Origin of the sequence: Alteromonas naphthalenivorans (assembly GCF_000213655.1) — a bacterium.
GTDB classification, from domain to species: Bacteria; Pseudomonadota; Gammaproteobacteria; order Enterobacterales; family Alteromonadaceae; genus Alteromonas; species Alteromonas naphthalenivorans.
Window position 1 is genome coordinate 1,195,563 of record NC_015554.1, and the last position, 19,836, is coordinate 1,215,398.

16 protein-coding genes and 1 tRNA gene are annotated in these 19,836 nt (G+C 42.9%); 8 read left to right on the forward strand and 9 right to left on the reverse strand.

The window, feature by feature from the left end; all coding sequences use genetic code 11:
• Window positions 1-49: 49 nt before the first annotated feature.
• Window positions 50-541: a peptidylprolyl isomerase gene (locus AMBT_RS05150; RefSeq protein WP_013783527.1), complete on the reverse strand. Its 492-nt coding sequence runs from the start codon at window positions 539-541 to the stop codon at window positions 50-52.
• A gap of 161 nt (window positions 542-702) precedes the next feature.
• Here AMBT_RS05150 and cysS point away from each other — a divergent pair, with 161 nt between their 5' ends.
• On the forward strand, window positions 703-2,085 hold the full coding sequence (gene cysS / locus AMBT_RS05155; RefSeq protein WP_013783528.1) for a cysteine--tRNA ligase: 1,383 nt from the start codon (window positions 703-705) through the stop codon (window positions 2,083-2,085).
• Window positions 2,086-2,320: 235 nt separating this feature from the next.
• On the opposite strand, the gene AMBT_RS05160 is transcribed toward cysS, so the two are convergent.
• The 4 genes from AMBT_RS05160 to gloB all read right to left on the reverse strand — a co-directional run bounded on the left by AMBT_RS05160 (window position 2,321) and on the right by gloB (window position 8,176).
• Entirely contained in the window at window positions 2,321-4,453 is a 2,133-nt protein-coding gene (locus AMBT_RS05160; protein WP_013783529.1) for a TonB-dependent siderophore receptor, read from the reverse strand.
• Window positions 4,454-4,567: 114 nt separating this feature from the next.
• Complete coding sequence (locus AMBT_RS05165; protein WP_013783530.1) at window positions 4,568-5,623, reverse strand: ion transporter; 1,056 nt, start codon at window positions 5,621-5,623, stop codon at window positions 4,568-4,570.
• An 18-nt stretch (window positions 5,624-5,641) separates the two neighbouring features.
• The gene (locus tag AMBT_RS05170; RefSeq protein WP_013783531.1) at window positions 5,642-7,321 is read right to left on the reverse strand and encodes a lytic transglycosylase; all 1,680 of its coding nucleotides are present in this window, start codon (window positions 7,319-7,321) and stop codon (window positions 5,642-5,644) included.
• A 63-nt stretch (window positions 7,322-7,384) separates the two neighbouring features.
• The gene (gene gloB / locus AMBT_RS05175; protein WP_013783532.1) at window positions 7,385-8,176 is read right to left on the reverse strand and encodes a hydroxyacylglutathione hydrolase; all 792 of its coding nucleotides are present in this window, start codon (window positions 8,174-8,176) and stop codon (window positions 7,385-7,387) included.
• Between the two features lie 85 nt (window positions 8,177-8,261).
• On the opposite strand from gloB, the gene AMBT_RS05180 reads away from it, so the two are divergent.
• On the forward strand, window positions 8,262-9,092 hold the full coding sequence (locus AMBT_RS05180; RefSeq protein WP_013783533.1) for a class I SAM-dependent methyltransferase: 831 nt from the start codon (window positions 8,262-8,264) through the stop codon (window positions 9,090-9,092).
• Between the two features lie 461 nt (window positions 9,093-9,553).
• On the opposite strand, the gene metG is transcribed toward AMBT_RS05180, so the two are convergent.
• A complete protein-coding gene (gene metG / locus AMBT_RS05185) occupies window positions 9,554-11,581 on the reverse strand; it encodes a methionine--tRNA ligase (RefSeq protein ID WP_013783534.1) in 2,028 nt (675 codons plus the stop codon).
• Between the two features lie 106 nt (window positions 11,582-11,687).
• Between metG and apbC the strand changes: the two genes are divergently transcribed.
• The 4 genes from apbC to AMBT_RS05205 all read left to right on the forward strand — a co-directional run bounded on the left by apbC (window position 11,688) and on the right by AMBT_RS05205 (window position 15,280).
• Window positions 11,688-12,845 (forward strand): iron-sulfur cluster carrier protein ApbC, encoded by a 1,158-nt coding sequence (gene apbC / locus AMBT_RS05190; RefSeq protein WP_013783535.1) that lies wholly within the window; start codon window positions 11,688-11,690, stop codon window positions 12,843-12,845.
• Between the two features lie 146 nt (window positions 12,846-12,991).
• The gene (gene dcd / locus AMBT_RS05195; RefSeq protein ID WP_013783536.1) at window positions 12,992-13,588 is read left to right on the forward strand and encodes a dCTP deaminase; all 597 of its coding nucleotides are present in this window, start codon (window positions 12,992-12,994) and stop codon (window positions 13,586-13,588) included.
• Window positions 13,589-13,662: 74 nt separating this feature from the next.
• Window positions 13,663-15,072 (forward strand): SLC13 family permease, encoded by a 1,410-nt coding sequence (locus AMBT_RS05200; protein WP_013783537.1) that lies wholly within the window; start codon window positions 13,663-13,665, stop codon window positions 15,070-15,072.
• A 131-nt stretch (window positions 15,073-15,203) separates the two neighbouring features.
• Window positions 15,204-15,280, forward strand: a tRNA-Pro gene (locus AMBT_RS05205).
• A 177-nt stretch (window positions 15,281-15,457) separates the two neighbouring features.
• Here the strand turns inward: AMBT_RS05205 and AMBT_RS05210 are convergent.
• Both AMBT_RS05210 and AMBT_RS05215 read right to left on the reverse strand, forming a co-directional pair.
• Window positions 15,458-16,522 (reverse strand): replication initiation protein, encoded by a 1,065-nt coding sequence (locus AMBT_RS05210; RefSeq protein ID WP_013783538.1) that lies wholly within the window; start codon window positions 16,520-16,522, stop codon window positions 15,458-15,460.
• 75 nt (window positions 16,523-16,597) lie between these two features.
• On the reverse strand, window positions 16,598-16,816 hold the full coding sequence (locus tag AMBT_RS05215; protein WP_013783539.1) for a helix-turn-helix domain-containing protein: 219 nt from the start codon (window positions 16,814-16,816) through the stop codon (window positions 16,598-16,600).
• Between the two features lie 267 nt (window positions 16,817-17,083).
• Between AMBT_RS05215 and AMBT_RS05220 the strand changes: the two genes are divergently transcribed.
• Entirely contained in the window at window positions 17,084-18,340 is a 1,257-nt protein-coding gene (locus AMBT_RS05220) for a hypothetical protein (protein WP_013783540.1), read from the forward strand.
• The gene (locus AMBT_RS05225) at window positions 18,340-19,461 is read left to right on the forward strand and encodes a hypothetical protein (protein WP_013783541.1); all 1,122 of its coding nucleotides are present in this window, start codon (window positions 18,340-18,342) and stop codon (window positions 19,459-19,461) included. The genes AMBT_RS05220 and AMBT_RS05225 overlap by 1 nt, the downstream gene beginning before the upstream one ends.
• 87 nt (window positions 19,462-19,548) lie before the next feature.
• Here AMBT_RS05225 and AMBT_RS05230 read toward each other — a convergent pair whose 3' ends face one another.
• Complete coding sequence (locus AMBT_RS05230) at window positions 19,549-19,746, reverse strand: hypothetical protein (RefSeq protein ID WP_013783542.1); 198 nt, start codon at window positions 19,744-19,746, stop codon at window positions 19,549-19,551.
• Window positions 19,747-19,836: the final 90 nt, after the last annotated feature.

Below are 19,836 nucleotides of genomic sequence, written 5' to 3' on the forward strand. Positions count from 1 at the left end.
GATGTAGCGATAGTGAGCATTTAAGGTTTGAAATGCTCACTTAACAGAATTAAGCGACAACCGCTTTTTCAATAACAACTGGCTCAACAGGTACATCTTGGTGATAACCGCTTGAACCGGTTTTAACGCTTTTAATTTTCTCAACTACGTCCATACCGTCGGTAACTTTACCGAATGCGCAGTAGCCCCAGCCATTCACTGATTCGCTAGTATGGTTAAGGAAGCTGTTATTACCCACGTTAATGAAGAACTGCGCAGTTGCTGAATGCGGATCGTTAGTACGTGCCATCGCAATAGTACCAATTTCGTTAGCAACGCCGTTGTTTGCTTCATTTTCAATAGTATCTTTGGTGTCTTTCTGATCCATATCTGCAGTGAAACCACCACCTTGAATCATGAAACCGTCAATTACACGGTGAAAAATAGTGTCATCATAAAAACCTTCTTTAACATAAGCTAGAAAGTTTTCTACAGTTTTAGGGGCCTTGTCTTCAAATAATTCTAGGGTGATATCACCAAAGTTTGTTTTGAGAGTAACCATTTCTTCGTGTCCTGCCTTTAAATAAGTAAATACTTGGTAATATTACCGCATAACCAGCCATGCGGGGAAGTAGCGATGCTAAAAAGCATCGCAAAATCTTACCATTTGGCCACATACAGTGCTAAACTTTGCGGCCATTTTGATACTTAGGAATTCACTTTATGCTACACCTTTACAATACCCGTACCCGTGACAAGGCGAAATTCGTGCCGCTTCAAGAAGGGAAAGTGGGCTTGTATGTGTGTGGTATTACCGTGTACAACCTAAGCCATATGGGGCATGCTCGCACTTACCTTAGTTTTGATATCTTAGTTCGATACCTGCGTCATTTGGGTTTTGATGTGAAGTACGTTCGTAATATCACAGATATTGACGACAAAATTATTGCCCGTGCTAATGAAAACGGTGAAACCTTTGAAGCGTTAACTAAGCGCACCATTGGCATGATGCATGAAGACTTTGCGGCTATCAATTTACTTGAGCCAGACGTAGAGCCAACCGTTAGCGGACATATGGATGATATCATCGATATTATTAAGATATTGATGGATAAAGGTTTTGCATATCAGGCCTCAAATGGCGATGTATTATTTGATGTAAGCAAATTCCCTGAATATGGCAAGTTGAGTAAGCAAGACTTAGATCAGCTTCAATCTGGGTCCCGTGTTGAAGTGGCATTGGATAAAAACGACCCGCTAGATTTTGTATTATGGAAGCCCGCTAAAGCCGGTGAGCCTGCATGGCAATCGCCGTGGGGTGAAGGCCGCCCTGGTTGGCATATTGAATGTTCTGCCATGAACAAAAAGCATTTGGGCGCACATTTTGATATTCATGGTGGCGGTTCAGACCTTACTTTTCCGCACCATGAAAATGAAGTGGCACAGTCATGCTGCGCATTTGATAAACCGTACGTAAACGTATGGATGCACGCTGGTATGGTGCAAGTAGACGATGAGAAAATGTCTAAGTCGTTAGGTAACTTTTTTACCCTTCGTGACGTATTGCAAGAGCACGATGCTGAAACCTTGCGCTTCTTCTTAATGTCGGCACATTACCGTAGCCAGTTAAGCTACTCGCAAGATAACATTACCCAAGCAAAAGCGGCATTAGAGCGTTTATACACTGCGCTTCGCGGTGTAACAGTAGATGAATCTACCGACCTTAGCTACGGCGGTTATTTAGCGCGGTTTGAAGCTGCCATGAATGACGATCTAAACGTACCTGAAGCATTTTCAGTATTGTTTGATGTAGCACGTGAAATAAATCGTAATAAAGATAATGCCGAAGAAGCGAGTAAATTAGCTGCGGTGCTTAAAGGTTTAGGTGCTATTTTGGGTATGCTGCAAAGCGACCCAGATGCTTATCTTAAAGGCGGTAGCGAAAACGACGATGAAGCCGCTGAAATAGAAGCGTTGATAAAACAGCGTAACGATGCTCGGGCAGCTAAAGATTGGGCAGCAGCAGACGCTGCGAGAGATGCACTTAACGCTAAGAATATAGTGTTAGAAGATGGGCCTGCGGGTACAACTTGGCGCAGAGGCTAACCAGTCAAAGCTTGGTAATATAGATAGTTTAAATAGCGTAAAGCTTTGATAGAAAAAGATAACCAGTATTAGTGCTACAAGGCATGTAGCACGGTTTTCATTTTTCTATGAGATAAACTTCAAAGTAATAGTCAAACGAATAAATAGTACTCGCTGATTTTAAATAGCTTATATCAATAATAAAAAAGGCCTAACATTTTATAATGTTAGGCCTTTCTTTATGGGGTGAAAACGCTTAAAAACGCTTTTCAATACCAACTTCAAATCTACGTTGTGCACCATACCAACAGTTATTCGTGTCGTAACATGCACCAACATACTCTTTGTCGGTCAAGTTACTTACACTGCCTGTTAGTTTTAAATCGTACTCTGGCATGTCGTAAGACAATACAGCGTCAACTAACGTGTAGGAAGGAACCGTATCTGTGTTGTATTTATCTGCTTGTGTTTCGCCAACGTAGCGAACACCTGCACCTAGCATTAAGCCGTCTAGCGCATCATCGAAGAAGTAGTTCGCCCATACTGATGCACTTTCTTCTGCAACCCAAACTGGCGTTTTACCTACTACGTCTGGGTCCAATGTGTCTTCAGTTACTTCTAAATCTAACAAAGTAGCATTTGCTTGCAGTAAAAGGGCGTTGGTTACTTTAGTAGAAAGCTCTAGTTCAACACCTTTCGATTCAACTTCACCATTTTGCGTATATTGCGCAAAGTCTGACGTATTGACCACTACATTTTGTTTAGTCAGTACGAAGTACGCACCGGTAAACGTGGTTGCGCCATCACCGCTAATATACTTGGTTCCCACTTCAACTTGGTCAGCTGTAGTAGGTTTGAAAGCTTCGCCAGTAACTGAGTCGGTACCTGAAACTGGTTCGAAAGATTCAGCGTAGTTCGCATACATGCGCCAGCCTGAGTCAAACGTGTACATAGCGGCTACACGGCCTGAAAACTCATTTTGGTCAATTTCTGTGGTGCTGCCGTACTCAAAACCCGCATATACATTCTCTGCCACATCAGTGCTTTCAAATTGATCATATCGACCATTTAGCAAGAACGTGAAATTATCGATACGTATTTCATCTTGAAGATAAAAACCAATTTGCTCAATGTCGATAACGTGATCTTCTTGGTAGAAGTCGAGTGGTAGAGAATCTACATCGAACAAGTCATTATCGATATTGCTTAAATCTAGTACTGGCGTGTCGGTAGTTAATGTATCTCGATACGCAACGGTTGAGTCTGAGTTTTGATAATCCACACCGAATAATAAGTTATGTGCTAAATCACCAGTTTGAACAAACCCAGCCACCTGTGTATCAACAGTCACACCATCAATTTCTTCATCGGTAAGGTACGCTGAACGAGTTAGGTAAATATCGTCTGTTGGGGTACCTGAGTGATAGGTATTTTGTTGCAAGGCGTCAGCATCGGTATAACGAAACTTTTGTAACACTGACCAATTATCATTAAATTCATGGTTCAGTTTATAGCCAAGCATAAGCACTTCGCGAGAATAGCTGTTCCAGTTTTCATCACCTGCATAAACGCTGGCGTCAAGCTTTCCATAAGGTGCTTCGTAAAGGGTACCAACGCCTGGAAGTGGGGTAGAGGGCACCATTTGAGGGTCGTCTTGATAATAGGCAGATAAGGTAAGCTCCGTTGCCTTGCTAAGATCAATGGTAACTGAAGGCGCAATGGTATAACGCTCGTTTTCAGTAGTGTCCTGAAAGCCATCTTGTTTTCTACCTAGTGCCACAACACGATAGCGCGCGTTGTCGGTAAGTTGGCCGGTAGTATCTAAACCAAGTTCGAATAAACTATCTGAACCCACTGCCGCACGAATTAAGGTTTCGTTTTCGTCTTTAGGGTATTTGGCAACTTGGTTAATCATGCCGCCAGGAGGAACGAGGCCATAAAGCGATGACGCAGGGCCTTTTAATATTTCTAAAGATTCTGTTGCGAAAGAATCAACTTGCGGATAAAGGTTCCAGCTGTTGTTACTTAAAAGAGGTAAGCCATCGTAAAAGGTTTGGTAGGTATCGAAGCCACGAATGGTAAATTGGTCAAAAATAGTGATGGTTGGGCGACTTTCAGTCGTTACTCCAGAGCTATAGCGCAAGGCTTCTGATACCGTTTGTGCTTGGCGCAATTGTAAAAGCTCTTGATCGATAACACTGATACTGACAGGCGAATCGATAGGGCGCAAAGAAGACTTAGTGGCCGTACTTCTGTACGACTGCATAGGGTTAACTTCAATGTGCTCAAGGCTTTCATCTTCTTGTTCTTGTGCAACTGGTGATGTAGCTACCGCTATCGCTAATGCGGTTAAGGAAGGGTAAAACCAACCTTTACGACCGTTCGACATTCTTTATTTCCTCAAAATGTAAGACTAACAACCATTGGTATTGGTCAGAAGTCTACCATATGAGTATTGAAATAATAATAGTTATCATTAAGTTTTAATTTTTTGAGCGTGTACCTACAAGTTCTTCTCTATTGTTGTTTCTTCTGAAGGTTCTGTTACTGGCATTGTAGATTCCTTTTTAGCGAGCTCTGATTTCCAGCGCTGCTGTGCAATGTGTCCTTTCATCAATTCTAAGCATTCATTTACCACCTGTAATACTTCCTTATCTAAAGCATCGGCTGTAGGGGTGTAATCGTGCATACCCACTGAGATGAAGTGGTCAATGCGCTCAGCATCTATATCAGACAGTAAATTTACCAGCGACATGGTGACAATATCGGTTACCGATTCCTCCAGTGTGTTTTCAATTGTTTTACCAATTATGGGTAAGTAATTAAGCGTAGACACCTGGGAGTTTCCACGTACCGCTTTGCCTACACTTTTGCGAACATGTTCACGTATCACTTCACCATGTTCGTCGTTACTTATCGATTGCCCTAAGTGATTAATAACACCCGCCATCCACTGTGTAATAACAGGGCGGCGTGGTGCAAGGACTTGCTCGGTAATCTCATCTACCAATGGTGAGCCTGCGGCAATGTCTTTTTGCGCATCGCTTAATACTTTCACCACAATTCTGTCGCTAAGCTCTTCAACAAATACATCGTAATAGAAGGCGAAGAACCGAAAAATTGCGGTGCGGTTTAAATCAATAATTTGATATTTGTGCAGCCGATGCAAAATTGAAAATATGCGTAGGAAGCGGAACAGCCGCGTAGCCCCAAGAGGAATTAGCCCGACTAAATCGTACCAATGCAGAAAAGGGAAAAAATACCAACGTAGGTGCTCTTTGCGCACGATGGCAACAATCCACCTAAAACAAAATTCAGTAAGAAAAATGCCAATGAAGACTAAATCAACCAACAAGAAGTTGTGGTGGATGGGGTCGTAAGCGTTAATTAAAGCGGGGAAGAAAGCATCTATTTGAGAATAGATAAAATCGGTAGCGTACAAAGCATCGAAAATTAGCCATGCTAGGTTTAAAAATAAAATACCCAGCATGACTAAATCTAAGATTAACCAGGGCGTTTCATGACTGTTACGTAAATTGTCCCGGTTAATCCTTAGCATTGCTCTATCCTTTGCTATTTAGCCTGTGCTATTTAATCTAGTGACGTCTACAAACAGCTTTAGCTTCTGGCCCGGCTGTAAGTAACGCGATGTATTAATGTTATTCCATTTGCCAATATTACTGATGCTGACATTGAATTTACTCGCTATGCGCGACAGGGAATCACCGTTTCTAACCGTATAGGTTACGCGTTTGGTTATAGCATCTGCGTTTTTTGAGTTGCTTTTGTTATTCTGCCAAACCACTAATTTGTTCCCAAGACGGAGCATGTCGCCAGGCGCCATATTGTTCCAACTCGCTAGTTTTTTAGTCGTAACACCATATTTACGCGCAATATCCCATAACGTATCACCTGAGCGAATAGTATGGGTAACTTTATATGCACCGTGCTTTTTGTTTTGCACACTGGCTAAACGCTGGCCTTGTGATAGGTCGTAATTGTCTAGGGCTTTCAAAGCCACAGGTACCATAATAGGTTGGCCAATACGAATAACGTTAGAGTTAAGCTCGTTAACTTGCTTAATCACTTTCACAGTGGTGTGATATTTATTCGCAAGTTTCCCTAAGCTATCACCTGGCTTCACCGTATGACGTACCCAATTCAATCGGTCGGTACGATCAATTTTAGCAAGCGCATCACTAAAGTCAGCGGCTTTGGTTAACGGTAACACTAATCTATGCGGGCCCTCTGGAGCAGTAGCCCAGCGGTTAAAGCCAGGGTTCAATGCATGTAACTCTTTAAGCGTCATGCCCGCAAGGTCGGCAGCAAAGGCCAAATCTACCTGTGAACCAATATCAACCACTTCGATAACGGCGACGTTTTCAACTTCAGGCCATGCAAAAGCATATTCATCACGATGTTTTAAAATGTCTGCCAATGCTAATAATTTCGGTACATACGCACGGGTTTCACGAGGTAAGTTTAACGACCAAAAATCGGTAGGCTTACCGGCTTTTTTATTTGCGCGAATGGCTTTAGATACACGACCTTCGCCACTGTTATACGCCGCTAGAGCATGTAGCCAATCGCCATCGAACATGTTCGATAAATAGGTTAGGTAATCTAAAGCACCTTTGGTGGACGCTATAACGTCACGACGCCCATCGTACCACCAGGTTTGCTCCATTCCGAAACGCTTGCCCGTACCGGGAATAAATTGCCACATACCAGCGGCTCGGCCATGAGAGTAGGCAAAAGGGTCGAAAGCACTTTCAACAATGGGCAATAACACCAATTCCATTGGCATATCACGCTTCTCTATTTCGTCAACAATGTAATAGAGAAACGGCTTGGCACGAGTAACCACACGTTTCATGTACTCTGGATGCTTTAAATACCAGTTTTTTTGTACATCAACGCGACGATCATCAGGAATATATAAATTAAGCCCGTCACTTACTCGCTGCCATACATTGGTAATAATGGCTTCGGTTTCTACTGAAGGGTCGTCAATAAGTTCCTCTGCTTCCGACAGCAGATTATCTTTAGGGTGCACTACATCAATAACGCCTTCGCGCGCTATTTCACAGTCTTCAATTGCTTCTGGTGTGTCGTGTAATGTGTTGCAAGGTTCAGTAGCGCCTTCAACATTTTGTACATTCACCACGTCTTCTTGTATTTGTTCTTCGGTGATTTGGCACCCACTTAGCCCTAACGCTAATAAAACGGGTGACAAAACAAACAACTTCAACTGCATGTAGAAGGGACCTCTCGAATACCTGCAAACCGCACATTCTACCTTCAGTGCGTTAGTTTTGCATTAAAACTCATCTTTCCAGCGCCGAACTGCAGCAAATACCGCTACATCGTCGCCCATGTTTTTTTCGCAATAAGCTTCGGCAGCAGTTTGTACAGAAAGTTCATGAGAACGTAAGAAAGGGTTAATTTGTTTTTGTTCAGCCAAATTTGAGGGTAGGGTTGGCATACCCATTTCTCGCTTTTTATCTACCCAAGATGAATAGTTTTGAAGGTTTTGATTTTCTGGTTCTACTTCTAAAGCAAAGCGTACGTTCGATTGAGTATATTCGTGAGTACAGTAAACCAGAGTGTTGTCGGGCAAGCGCTTCAGCTTGTTCAGCGAGTGCAACATTTGTTCAGGCGAACCTTCGAACAACCGACCACAACCTGCTGAAAATAAGGTATCGCCACAAAACAAAACGTTATGGCCAAAAAACGCAATATGATCGAGCGTATGACCGGGCACTTCCATTACTTGGAATTCTAAATCTAATACTGGAAGCTGTAAGGTATCGCCTTGCGAAACGGATTTAGTGATGCCACGAATATGACCCCCTCTTGGGCCAATAACGGGAAGGCCTGGGTTTGCTGAGACTAATTTGGCAATGCCACCCGTATGGTCATGATGGTGATGGGTTATTAATACGGCCGCTAAATGTAAATTTTCACTTTTTAAAAACGAGAGTACGGGCTCTGCATCGCCTGGGTCGACAACGATCGCTTGTTCGTTATTGTGAATACACCAGATGTAATTGTCGCTAAATGCTTCTATTGGAAAAATTGAAATGCCGTGAGGAAGAACGTTAGTCGTCATGGTGCACCTGCTTGTGTAGGTATAATTATGCGATACTATAAGAACTTGTTGTACACAGAGCAACCTTAAGGCACGCTTAGCAACTATGAGATCAGCATTTCATTCCCAAGCCCCTCGTTATCCTGAAGACTGGACCGACTTTCCAGCAGGAGAGCAAATTAAGCAAGCCATCACGCAGGTGTGCGACGACTACACCCAACGCATTTTTGGGTATCACTTCGTGAAACTCGGCAGTTTAAGTGCGCAAATACCGTTGAAGCAAAGCCCTATACGCAACATTATTAGCCAAGTGCCATTTAGTGCTATGCATTTAGAGCACGATGAAATAAGTGAAAGTGCGAATAATAGTGGTGAGCGGACAGAAAGCGTTGATAGTTCAGCAAGCCCCAAAATAGTAGGACAGTCACATCAGCTGCCATTTTCTGAAAACAGCATAGATGGCTTTTTACTAGCCAATGAATTGGACTTTGCGCAAGACCCTCACGAAATTTTACGGGAAGTAGACCGAGTTATTACTCAAAGTGGTTACGTTATTATTAGCGGTTTCAACCCGTTGAGTTTAGCCGGCATCGCCAAGTACTTACCGGTCAAGCGCGACAATAAACTGCATGACGCTCGTTTTTTTACCTCATATCGCATTAAAGATTGGTTGCAGCTGTTGGGCTTTGAAATTGTAGAACAGCGCCAAATTATGTTTTCTACATTGTTTTTTGAACAGCGGTGGGGTTACGCGAAAAACATTCAGCAATACCTTTCCACTTACTTCCCGTGGTGCAGTGCCGTTTACGTAATACTGGCCAGAAAGCGAGTAATGCCTATGACGGCTATTCGGCCAAAACTTCAACTAAAACGCCAGTTCTCTCCTGTCGGTGCCGCCAGCGCCAGAACTTCTTCATACAATAAAGCCAAAAGCTGAGACACCCACAGTTTTGGTCTAAGCCGAAACTTGGACACCCACAGTTTAGCTAACCGAACCTAACCATGGACACCCACGATATTTCTGGGTGCTTAAACGTGGACACCCACGTTAATTTGGAATTTTAATCAGTGGATATCCATTTTTTGATTGGGGTTAAAACATGGATGTCCACTTTTATCACCGATTTGACGAGAGCCAAAAACAAGAAGCCAAAAACAAGACACCCACAACTCAGTTGGTCAATATAAAAGTGGGTGTCCGCAATAGAACTGGGATTTTAATAAGTGGGTGCCCATGTTTTTAGTGGCGTTAATACATGGATGTCCACTTTTAAACTAGGCAGAGAAACAAGAAAATCTACATCATTTTCCCATAAACAAAAAAGCCGCGTTGAGACTATCAACACGGCTTTCAAATTTTCTGGCGGTTCGTTTACCTAAAAAGTCAGCAACCCAGTTTTACTTAACGCGCATACCAGGCAATGCACCTTCGTGTGGCTCTAAGATATAAAGCTCATCACCACCAGGGCCGGCAGCTAATACCATGCCTTCAGACATACCAAAGCGCATCTTACGCGGTGCTAGGTTAGCCACCATTACGGTATGCTTCCCGATTAACGCCTCAGGCGAGTAGGCAGACTTAATACCTGCAAATACCTGCTTTGTTTCGCCGCCTAAATCTAGCTCTAAACGTAGAAGTTTGTCGGCCTTTTCAACATGCTCAGCGTTGGCGATACGTGCAATACGTAAATCTACTTTAGCGAAGTCGTCGAACGAGATTGTCTCGCTAATAGGATCTTTACCTAACGGGCTGTCTGGGTTAACCGTTGGCTTTGCTGGCTCTAGGTTTTCTTTTGAATCATCAACCATGGCGTCTACTTTCTCCATTTCTACACGTTGCATCATTGGCTTAAACTTGTTGATAGCATGGCCCGTTAGCACGGTTTCAAGAGACGACCACGTAAACTCATCGTTCAAGAAGCCTTCTGCTTTTTCTGCCAATACTGGAAGCACAGGTTTTAAGTAAATGACCAACAAGCGGAACATATTGATACCCAACGAACATACATCGTGAGTGAACTGCTGTTTGGTTTCGTCTTTAATCGTTACCCAAGGGGCGTTGGTATCAATGAACTGGTTGGCTTTATCGGCCAATGTCATGATTTCACGTATCGCTTGATGGTAACGACGGCGCTCGAATAAATCGGCAATAGTGTCGGCTGCATTTTGGAACTCGGCAATAAGCTCTGGCTCTAACACGTTGTCAGACAATTTGCCGTCAAAACGCTTAGTAATAAAGCTGGCACATCGGCTAGCAATGTTTACCACTTTACCTACTAGGTCTGAATTCACTTTTTGAGCGAAATCGGTAAAGTTTAAGTCGATATCTGTCACGCTATCGCCAAGCTTAGACGCAAAGTAATAACGTAAGTACTCTGGGTTTAAGTGGTCTAGATAAGTGCGCCCTTTAATAAAGGTGCCGCGAGACTTAGACATTTTCGCCCCATTCACAGTAACAAAACCGTGAATATTTACACCAGTAGGCTTACGGTAACCCGCACCTTCTAGCATGGCAGGCCAAAATAGGCAGTGGAAGTAGGTAATGTCTTTACCGATGAAGTGGTAAAGCTCGGCTTCTGAGTCTGAGCCCCAGAAATCGTCGAATTCCAGATTGTTTTGGTCGCAGAAGTTTTTAAAGCTGGCCATGTAACCAACGGGGGCATCTACCCATACATAGAAAAACTTATTCGGGGCACCTGGAATTTCAAACCCAAAATAAGGGGCGTCGCGGCTAATATCCCACTGCTGCAAACCTTCGGTAAACCACTCTTGAAGCTTGTTGGCCATTTCTTCTTGCAGGGCACCCGAGCGGATCCAGCCTTTAAGCATGTCTTCGAACTTAGGCAGGTCGAAAAAGAAATGTTCAGATTCTTTCAATACCGGAGTAGCACCAGATACCACACTGCGAGGGTTTTTAACCTCAGTAGGGCTATAAGTAGCGCCGCACACATCACAGCTATCGCCGTTTTGATCTTCAGCACCACAGCTAGGGCAGGTACCCTTAACGAAGCGGTCTGGCAAAAACATTTCTTTTTGCGGATCGTATAATTGATTAATCGTACGCTTGCTAATGTAACCGGCGTTATCTAAACGAGTGTAAATTTCTTCACACAACGCCTTGTTTTCAGGCGAATGGGTTACATAGTAGTTGTCGTACTCTACGTGAAAATCGAGCAGGTCTTGGTGATGCTCTGCACGAGTTCTGGCCACCATTTCTTCTGGTGTAATACCCAGTTCCTGCGCTTTAAGCATAACAGGTGTACCGTGTGCATCATCGGCACAAACACTGTAACATTCGTTTCCACGCAGACGCTGAAACCGTGTCCAGATATCGGTTTGAATGTGTTCAAGCAAGTGGCCTAAGTGAATAGAGCCATTGGCGTAGGGCAACGCACTGGTTACCAGAATGCGGCGATTTTCAGACATAATAACGTATAGATTCTTCGCGTTTCAAAATGGCTGCAAATACTAGCGGAAATCCGCGTTTTTTGCATTACGAAATTCACAAAATACCCCGTAGACAGGATAATTTATGTTCTTTTCCCGTAAAGCTAAGCCACTCATCGACAGAGTTGCGGCTATTTTAGCCAGCTATTTCAGTATTGAAGCCGACATTACCGCACAATGGTGTGCAGATAAGTTAGATGCAGATCAAGCCATTGGTGACAAAAAAGCTGACAACACGAAAGCTGATCACGAAACTCCTTCCAACACATTCACTATCAACTTACCGTTTTGTTATAAAACTCAGCAAGCAACAATTAAAGCTTACGTGCTAGAAGCACTAAAAGGCGAGCTTACCGAACAGCAACTCATCGTTAGCCAACACATAGCGTCGGGTGAAACTAAAAATACCGCCGTTAATAATATTAAAAATATTATTGCCGTGGCATCAGGCAAAGGCGGGGTAGGGAAGTCGACCACCAGTATTAATTTGGCGTTTGCGCTTATGCAAGAAGGGGCAAGTGTAGGCATTTTAGACGCTGACATTTACGGCCCATCGGTGCCTATTATGTTGGGCAATACCGACGCACATCCGCATAGCACTGATAACAAACACATGCAGCCGTTAAGCGCCCATGGGTTGGTGGCAAACTCTATCGGCTACTTGGTGCCGCAAGAAGACGCCGCTGTGTGGCGCGGCCCAATGGCGAGTAGGGCATTAAAACAGCTTATTGATGAAACCTTGTGGCCCGTACTCGATTATTTAATTGTAGACATGCCGCCGGGTACTGGTGACATTCAGCTTACTATGGCGCAGCAAGTGCCGCTAACTGCTGCGGTAGTAGTAACCACACCTCAAGACTTAGCGCTAGCCGATGCCCAAAAAGGCATTAGCATGTTCGAAAAAGTGGGAGTGCCAGTATTGGGACTGGTTGAAAACATGAGTTATTACCAATGCCGTGCCTGTGGCACCAAAGACTATGTGTTTTCAAAAGATGGCGGCGAAATCTTAGCTGAGCGACATGGCTTGCCACTACTAGGCCAATTACCACTCGATATCACCGTGCGCGAACACGCCGATGCGGGTACGCCACTGTTGGTAAGTGCACCTGAGAGCCCATTAAGTGAAAGCTACCGCGAAGCCGCTAGAGCGTTATCGATGCAATTAGCATTAACCGTTGCACCCAGAACGCAGCAAAGCAAGCATATTAAAGGCGACCCCATTGGCGTTAACAGTAAGCTTTAAATGACAAACTTTAACGGAAATTAATCAGTTTTAACCGTTTAAGTGACTAATTTTGTTATTTATGTAAATAGTCGCTTATAGCCAGTTGATTGGCGAGTGCTACATACGCATAATACCGCACACTTTATAGTAAGGACTTACCGCTTATGCGCCTTTGCGATCGCGATATATACGAACATTTAAAAGCTGGGAAAATAAAAATAGACCCAACTCCCGACTACGAAGAAATTAGTGGGGTGACGGTAGATATTCGCCTAGGTAATAAATTTCGCGTATTTGAAGATCATCAAGCACCTTACATCGATTTAAGCGGACCTAAAGCGCAGGTACAAGAAGCGTTAGACCATGTAATGAGCGACGAAATTGAATTGCCAGAAGGCAAAGCATTTTTCTTGCACCCAGGCGAGCTTGCACTGGCAATCACTCATGAATCTGTGACGCTGCCAGATTATATTGTAGGTTGGTTAGATGGACGTTCGTCGCTAGCTCGATTAGGCCTGATGGTGCATGTAACCGCACACAGAATCGATCCTGGTTGGTCTGGCAATATTGTGCTGGAGTTCTACAACAGCGGAAAACTGCCTTTAGCCCTTCGCCCAAAAATGAAAATTGGTGCGTTAAGCTTTGAAGTGTTATCGAACCCCGCCGAAAAACCATACAATGCCCGCGTAGATGCAAAATACAAAGGGCAAGACGGCGCAGTAGCCAGCCGTATATCCTCTGATGATAAAGGCAGCGCATAAGCTCTACAGCGAATAAATTCTATAAAGCAAAGCATGTAACAAAACATGAAATAAAGTATAAATAAGGATGCGCAATGAGTGCCGAAAAGCCGTTCGACAGAAGCTCGTTTATTATTCTTATTGCCCTTCTTACTTCACTAGCGCTTGGCTCAGGAATATACTTTTCAGATCTAAGTGCTGATATTGCCCTTACCGCAGGCATTACCTTGTTTGTGGCAATATTATGGGTAACGGAAGCGCTGCCCATACCCGCAACCTCACTTATCCCATTTGCACTATTTCCTCTTGCCGGTGTATTGACCCATGCCGAAGCGGCTTCGTCGCTAGGTAGCCACGTTATTATCTTGCTAATGGCAGCGTTCATGCTATCGAAAGGGTTAGAGAAAGCTAACCTGCATCAACGGTTCGCTATTTATATGCTACGAGTCACTGGGGCGGGAAGCCCGCTAAAGCTAATATTAAGTTTTATGCTGACCACCGCTATTTTAAGCATGTGGATAAGTAACACAGCCACCATTTTAATGATGCTACCTATGGCCATGGCCATTATTAATGCTATGGAAAACCCACGATTTGGTGTAGCCCTTATTTTAGGTATTGCTTATGCCGCAAGTCTAGGCGGCGTGGGCACGCCCATTGGCACGCCGCCCAATATTATTTTTATGAGCGTTTATGAAGAAACGCAAGGGCATGAATACAGCTTTATTGAGTGGATGAAAACTGGGGTGCCCATTGTACTGGTCTCTATTCCGCTAATGGCGTTGTGGCTAGCACGGGGGTTAACGCAAGTGGGTAACATTGCTTTACCTCAACCAGGCAAATGGACAGTGGCCGAAAAGCGCGTTTTGGCGATATTCGGCACCGTCGCCATGGCGTGGGTATTCAGGCCGTTCTGGAGTGCGTGGTTAGGTATTACCACTATTAGCGATAGCACCATTGCGGTAGCCGGTGTTGTGGCCATGTTTATGACCAATAACGGTGAAACAACGCCTGCCACTGAAACGCGCAAAGGCCAACACGACAAATTACTCGACTGGAAAACCGCCAATAATATTCCTTGGGGCATGTTGTTATTGTTCGCTGGTGGTATTTGTATTGCTAAAGCGTTTAAATCATCGGGCTTGAGCGTGCTAATGGGGGAGTGGCTTACCGGGCTTTCAACCCTACCGGTGATTTTCCTTATTCTGGGTATCTGTTTATTTGTAACCTTCTTGACCGAAATTACATCGAATACCGCCACAGCCACACTACTTATGCCAATATTAGCGGCAGCAGGCTTTGCGGTAGGTGTAGATCCTAAACTACTAATGATACCCGCCGCTATTAGCGCTAGTTGTGCGTTTATGCTGCCAGTAGCTACCGCGCCAAACGCAATTGCTTATTCCACCGAGAAGTTTGATATAAAAACCATGGCACGAGAGGGCATAGTGCTTAACGTAATTGTTGCCTTAGTGGTAACAGGTGTGTGTTATTTAACGTTATAAAAACGGCGTTGTGCACCGGAATTTGCAGTTTTATATTACAAACTGATTAGCAATTAAGCACTTAATCAAGGATTTGTGTAATTGTCGTTGCATTGTGACTAAAAATAAGTAGACTTATCGGCTCTTTCGGTCGGTGTGTGGCGCAGCTTGGTAGCGCACTGTCATGGGGTGTCAGGGGTCGGAGGTTCAAATCCTCTCACACCGACCAATCTATATCTTTAATAATCAGAAAGTTACAAATATTATCCCCAGTATATGTAGCAAAGAGAATTCTGATTTTTTAAACCATGTAGCATATATGTAGCTTGGTTTACTCATACATAATTTCTTCTTTTAAGCTTCTCTAGGCACCTGCTTAACAATAATACCCTGATTGTCAGCATACTTAACATTTAATCACATCCTTGTACTTCGCTATTGTTTGACGAGTTAGACCAGATTCCTTCGCCAGATTGATCTGAGTAAGGCGCTCGCCTCGCTTTGTAAGACGAGATCTAGCTTCCAATATTTGTTGTTTGGTTTTCTCTTGTCGCGTTCGATGCGTGTAACGTGCGCCTTCTTGCTGTGCCAGCTTTTGGGTAATTGCTTGAATGGGTAGGTTCCAAAGACCTGCTATGCCCCTATTATGCGGTGGGTTGTAGTTCAGCCAGGTCCATCGAGATACGCTGCGAACTATCGAAGAAAGTTCATTAAGCGGCAATTGGTGCGTTTTGCTCAGGTCTTTTCCGGTAAAATCATTAAAGTAAATCGCGAGCTGAAAAAGGTGTTGTTCCCATTGCTCATAGCTCCAGTTTTCCCTAGCGAAAATTACTCGGCGATATGCTTCAAACCTTAACTCATGGAACACCGTGCAATTTCTTGAATCGGGAACATCATCCCAATCAAAGTCCCCACGTTTGTACATTTCTTGTCGCTTAAACCCATCGTTTAGTTCGTTTAAGTTATATTCGTGATCGTGTAGAAAACTTGTTTTCCAAAACGGATGAAGTGGGTTCTTGCAAAGCGGACCAGTGTAAGCATTATCGGCCATCAATTCGCTAGTCATTTTTCTTTTGATATCGTTTAGGAAATTAATAGGTTTTCGGCGTGAATTCCGGCTAGTTGGTACATTTTGAATGGCGTAAAAAAGGTGTGCGGAGATCTGTTGCAACTTTGCTTTAGGGCCCTGTCCACTTACTATAATGTTTGGAGGTGGTAATAGTTTGTCTTCCCATATAAATGGATCTGTCCCGTCTAAATCGAATATCAGCCAGCACTTTGTATTTATTGGATTAACCTGGATGTGAAGATACTTTTGTAAGGCACTAAATCTGTACCGATAGGTGCTTTTAGTCACATCCTCTTGTGCGCAAAGAGTTTGTTGGGGAGTTGTGGTTTCTAGCCGTTTGATTAGTCTCTCTCGCGCACTAACAGGCGCAGCCAAGACTGGCTGAATCATTTCAGATAACATAAACTACCAATGTTGAAATTCAGTTCAACACGGCAGGCAGTGGGTTTGATCGCTTATGCCTGCCGTATTCTCAGACTAAGCAACTTCGCCGTAGGTACGCAGCCAGCTTTCCAGCTTGGATTCTTCGAAGAGTAGTTTTCCACCAATTTTAATTGCTTCAGGCGCGAGCTTGTTAGCTAAAGTCTTGTTGCCTTCTTCAATGGCAGATTTACGTTTATTTCTTAGATTGTATAGATGCTGAGGCGTACAGTTTAAGTACGCTGCTGCTTGTTTCGTGGTAATAAATGCGGACATAAGCCCTCCTAACCGTAATACCTAAACCTGTTAAACATTTATGAAGTGGATGACCTAGAGAAGGAAGGTCCGTATTTTTCCTCATTACGTGTAACAGGCAGCTGGTTAGAGCGCCTTTTTGTGGTGTAAAACACCTAAGCTCTAATTTAAATTATAAGTAGATCTAAGTAAAGCTTGTTTATGAAAGGAAAATGGTAGGCTCAGTCAGAAACTTTGTTATTCTAAGAAATACTAAAGTTAATTTTCAATCCACTGGAAGGAAATAAGATGGATAAACAAACCATGGGGGCATGGATAGTACACCATGGCCGAAAAATTAATGACAACACAAATGTGGCCGCGGAATATGGCGCTATAGACATTGCCGCGAAGTCCGCTTCGTTGCTGTCTAGAATGGCTGCGTCTGATCAAGATGAATTAAGCAATGAGCTTGTTATAACCTTAGGCAAGGTTGGTGGCTTGAACCCCAGAACGGAATTAAAGGCTTGTCTTGAAGAGTTGAAGAAGCAAAAAGTAATTGATGTTGCCAACAGCGGTGCCGTATCAGTATTGGGGATTACTACAAATAGTGCGCTTTCTCATGCTACAGATATGTTCAATAGAAACGCCCCTGACTCCCATGAAAACGCTGTGTTAGATTTGAGTGAAAAGGTGTCTCAAGCGCCAATTAATAGAAAGCTTGCTTCGGAATACATTTCAGATATTCATAGGTTGCCCAATAGTGAAGTTAGTGAGCTAATCACTCAAGCGTCAACTATTGGTTTTATCGATAGTGATTCCGATGACGATGATCCTCTACTTTTTAACGGAAACCTCTTTAGAAGAGATACTGTTTCGAAATCTCAAAAAATTTTGAGCTCTTTGAATTCAACTGAACAGAGTTCGTTAATAAACTTCAACGAAAAGCTCAAGTTACAAGGTGCGGTACATATTAAAGTTGCTGAAAAAATCTTAGGTCAAACACTATTATCAAAATTGAGAGCAGCAGCGTTTTTTGATGAAAATGTCGTTTCAAATGAGGCTGGAGATCACAGTTTTATAACATCACCTTCTTCTTTTCATAAGTTTAGTAATCCTATGTTGGATGATGCATTTGACCACGCAAAGGCACTGGTTTCCGCACTATGTTATGGCGTGTCTGTAAGTTCATCCTCCAGAGGTCGTATATGGGGTGTTGAGCTGATCTTGGGCAAATTAATTCGAGGGGGGACAGTAGGGCCTGTGCCCGCAATTGGGAAAGATTATAGAGCTTTAGAACTGGAGAGAGTGGTTAGGATAATAGCTGGGAACTATGGTTTTTCAATGCAACTTCTTAAACGAGAGGTTGGTGAAATTGCCCTACAAGTTTTGCAAAACGGTTCTGCTAACAATACAGTTCTAGAAAATGTTCCGAGTGCGCAAGTAACGGCTTACATAGGACCTGAAGCTGCAAGAACAAGGTTTAAAAAGAAAAAGAGCATTCAGCCAAGTAGTTCACAAATGAGAACACTACTGAGTTCAGTAAGAAGTGGAGGTGGTCTCTAGTGACTAGTAAAGGGTTTAAAACCGAAGAATTAATGAGGAACTATTTTCTCAAAGCTGGATTTTTCGTCGTTCGAGGTATCAATGTGCAAGTAAAAGAACTTGACTTAACAGATGCAGATTTATGGATATACGAGAGGTCAGCTACGTTCGCCAGAAGACGGACAATTATAGATATCAAAGATAAAAAAAGACCCCAAGCTGCAGAAAGAATGTTTTTTGTAAAAGGCTTGTCCGAAGTTTTAGGTGTAGAAGGCGCAGGTATTGTTACGACTGACAATAACCCAGTATTACGAGACTTAGCCAGAAGAAATAAAATTCTCTGGATTGATGGAAATGATGTTCAGAGAATAAAAACTAACAAATTTATAGAGTCTATTGATCGGTTGTCTGAAGAAGAGTTTTTACAATCTGTAGATGAACTAGATCAAGTTAGGGGGGGGAAAGCGTATCGTCATGGCTTTGAGAAAATGAAAACTGCTTTGGGCGATCGGTTTGGTATTTCTTCTGCGAATATAGCACTAGATAATTTTGGACAGTTCGCTAGAAGTGCTACAAAAACCCATCCAAATACTGAAAGCGCCAAAAGTCTGATCAGATTAAGCTATTACACTGCATCTATAGCTGCAATTTCTTTAGATTTTAGTTCAGCTGACACTGCGTTGAGACCTTCAGATGAGAGGCTCAAACATATGTCCAGCGCTATTAGGTATGGTGATGATCAGACCGAAATTAATAATAAAATGATGTGGTTAGAATTGGCCTTGAATAGTGTTGAGAACGGGTCATCAGTATTTAACCAAGTCAATAGAAAGTTTCGATCTGAAGCTGAAAGTATACCGGCTGAGGATTTAGCTCAGATAGTGGTCAAATATAGCAGTTCTGATACTCTATTTGAGGTTGCCAGAACTCTTGAACAAGCAGCTTTCGATAGACACTTGGCAAGTTTTGATGATCTACCTATACCTGTGAAAAGCTTTTTGGGCGCTCTTCTTGATTTTTCAGGGTGTTCCAGAGAGGTATTTTCAAAGGTAATATCTCCTTCTGAATATTTCACTAACTCTGGAGATAATCGAGTTGGTGAAAAACAGATGCAATTCAAAATTGAAGATGAAGAAAAATAAATTCTGCGCAGCCTTAGGGCTGCGCATCCCAATGAAAGTAAAAACCCAGTTTAATTTTTACATTAGAACTTTTTTTCGTCAATTCTCTTAATAGTAAAACTCACCGCGGTCGTGGGCATCTCGCGCTTCTTGTTCAGAATAATCATCCCCAAAGAAATTTACATTTCCTGCGCCGTCATTATGTTCATCAATAAACCTGTCTTGTTTTTTTGCATCTTCACTTGGGTCATCTAGCAGAACTTCTAATGCAATCAGGGCGGTTGTTTTTAATATCTTCGAAAGCATCTTTAACTCCAATAAAACTAAGGATTTCTGAGTATCTATGACTTATTAAAACTAAGAAACTCTTAGTTTTCAAGTTTTAGTTAGTTTTAA

Bases quoted from the DNA above. Each gene is read 5' to 3' on its own strand.
- AMBT_RS05215 (WP_013783539.1), bottom strand. From the start codon at position 16,816: ATGTCCGCATTTATTACCACGAAACAAGCAGCAGCGTACTTAAACTGT.
- AMBT_RS05210 (WP_013783538.1), bottom strand. From the start codon at position 16,522: ATGTTATCTGAAATGATTCAGCCAGTCTTGGCTGCGCCTGTTAGTGCG.
- AMBT_RS05220 (WP_013783540.1), top strand. From the start codon at position 17,084: ATGGATAAACAAACCATGGGGGCATGGATAGTACACCATGGCCGAAAA.
- metG (WP_013783534.1), bottom strand. From the start codon at position 11,581: ATGTCTGAAAATCGCCGCATTCTGGTAACCAGTGCGTTGCCCTACGCC.
- dcd (WP_013783536.1), top strand. From the start codon at position 12,992: ATGCGCCTTTGCGATCGCGATATATACGAACATTTAAAAGCTGGGAAA.
- AMBT_RS05150 (WP_013783527.1), bottom strand. From the start codon at position 541: ATGGTTACTCTCAAAACAAACTTTGGTGATATCACCCTAGAATTATTT.
- AMBT_RS05165 (WP_013783530.1), bottom strand. From the start codon at position 5,623: ATGCTAAGGATTAACCGGGACAATTTACGTAACAGTCATGAAACGCCC.
- AMBT_RS05180 (WP_013783533.1), top strand. From the start codon at position 8,262: ATGAGATCAGCATTTCATTCCCAAGCCCCTCGTTATCCTGAAGACTGG.
- AMBT_RS05200 (WP_013783537.1), top strand. From the start codon at position 13,663: ATGAGTGCCGAAAAGCCGTTCGACAGAAGCTCGTTTATTATTCTTATT.
- AMBT_RS05170 (WP_013783531.1), bottom strand. From the start codon at position 7,321: ATGCAGTTGAAGTTGTTTGTTTTGTCACCCGTTTTATTAGCGTTAGGG.
- AMBT_RS05160 (WP_013783529.1), bottom strand. From the start codon at position 4,453: ATGTCGAACGGTCGTAAAGGTTGGTTTTACCCTTCCTTAACCGCATTA.
- cysS (WP_013783528.1), top strand. From the start codon at position 703: ATGCTACACCTTTACAATACCCGTACCCGTGACAAGGCGAAATTCGTG.
- gloB (WP_013783532.1), bottom strand. From the start codon at position 8,176: ATGACGACTAACGTTCTTCCTCACGGCATTTCAATTTTTCCAATAGAA.
- AMBT_RS05230 (WP_013783542.1), bottom strand. From the start codon at position 19,746: ATGCTTTCGAAGATATTAAAAACAACCGCCCTGATTGCATTAGAAGTT.
- apbC (WP_013783535.1), top strand. From the start codon at position 11,688: ATGTTCTTTTCCCGTAAAGCTAAGCCACTCATCGACAGAGTTGCGGCT.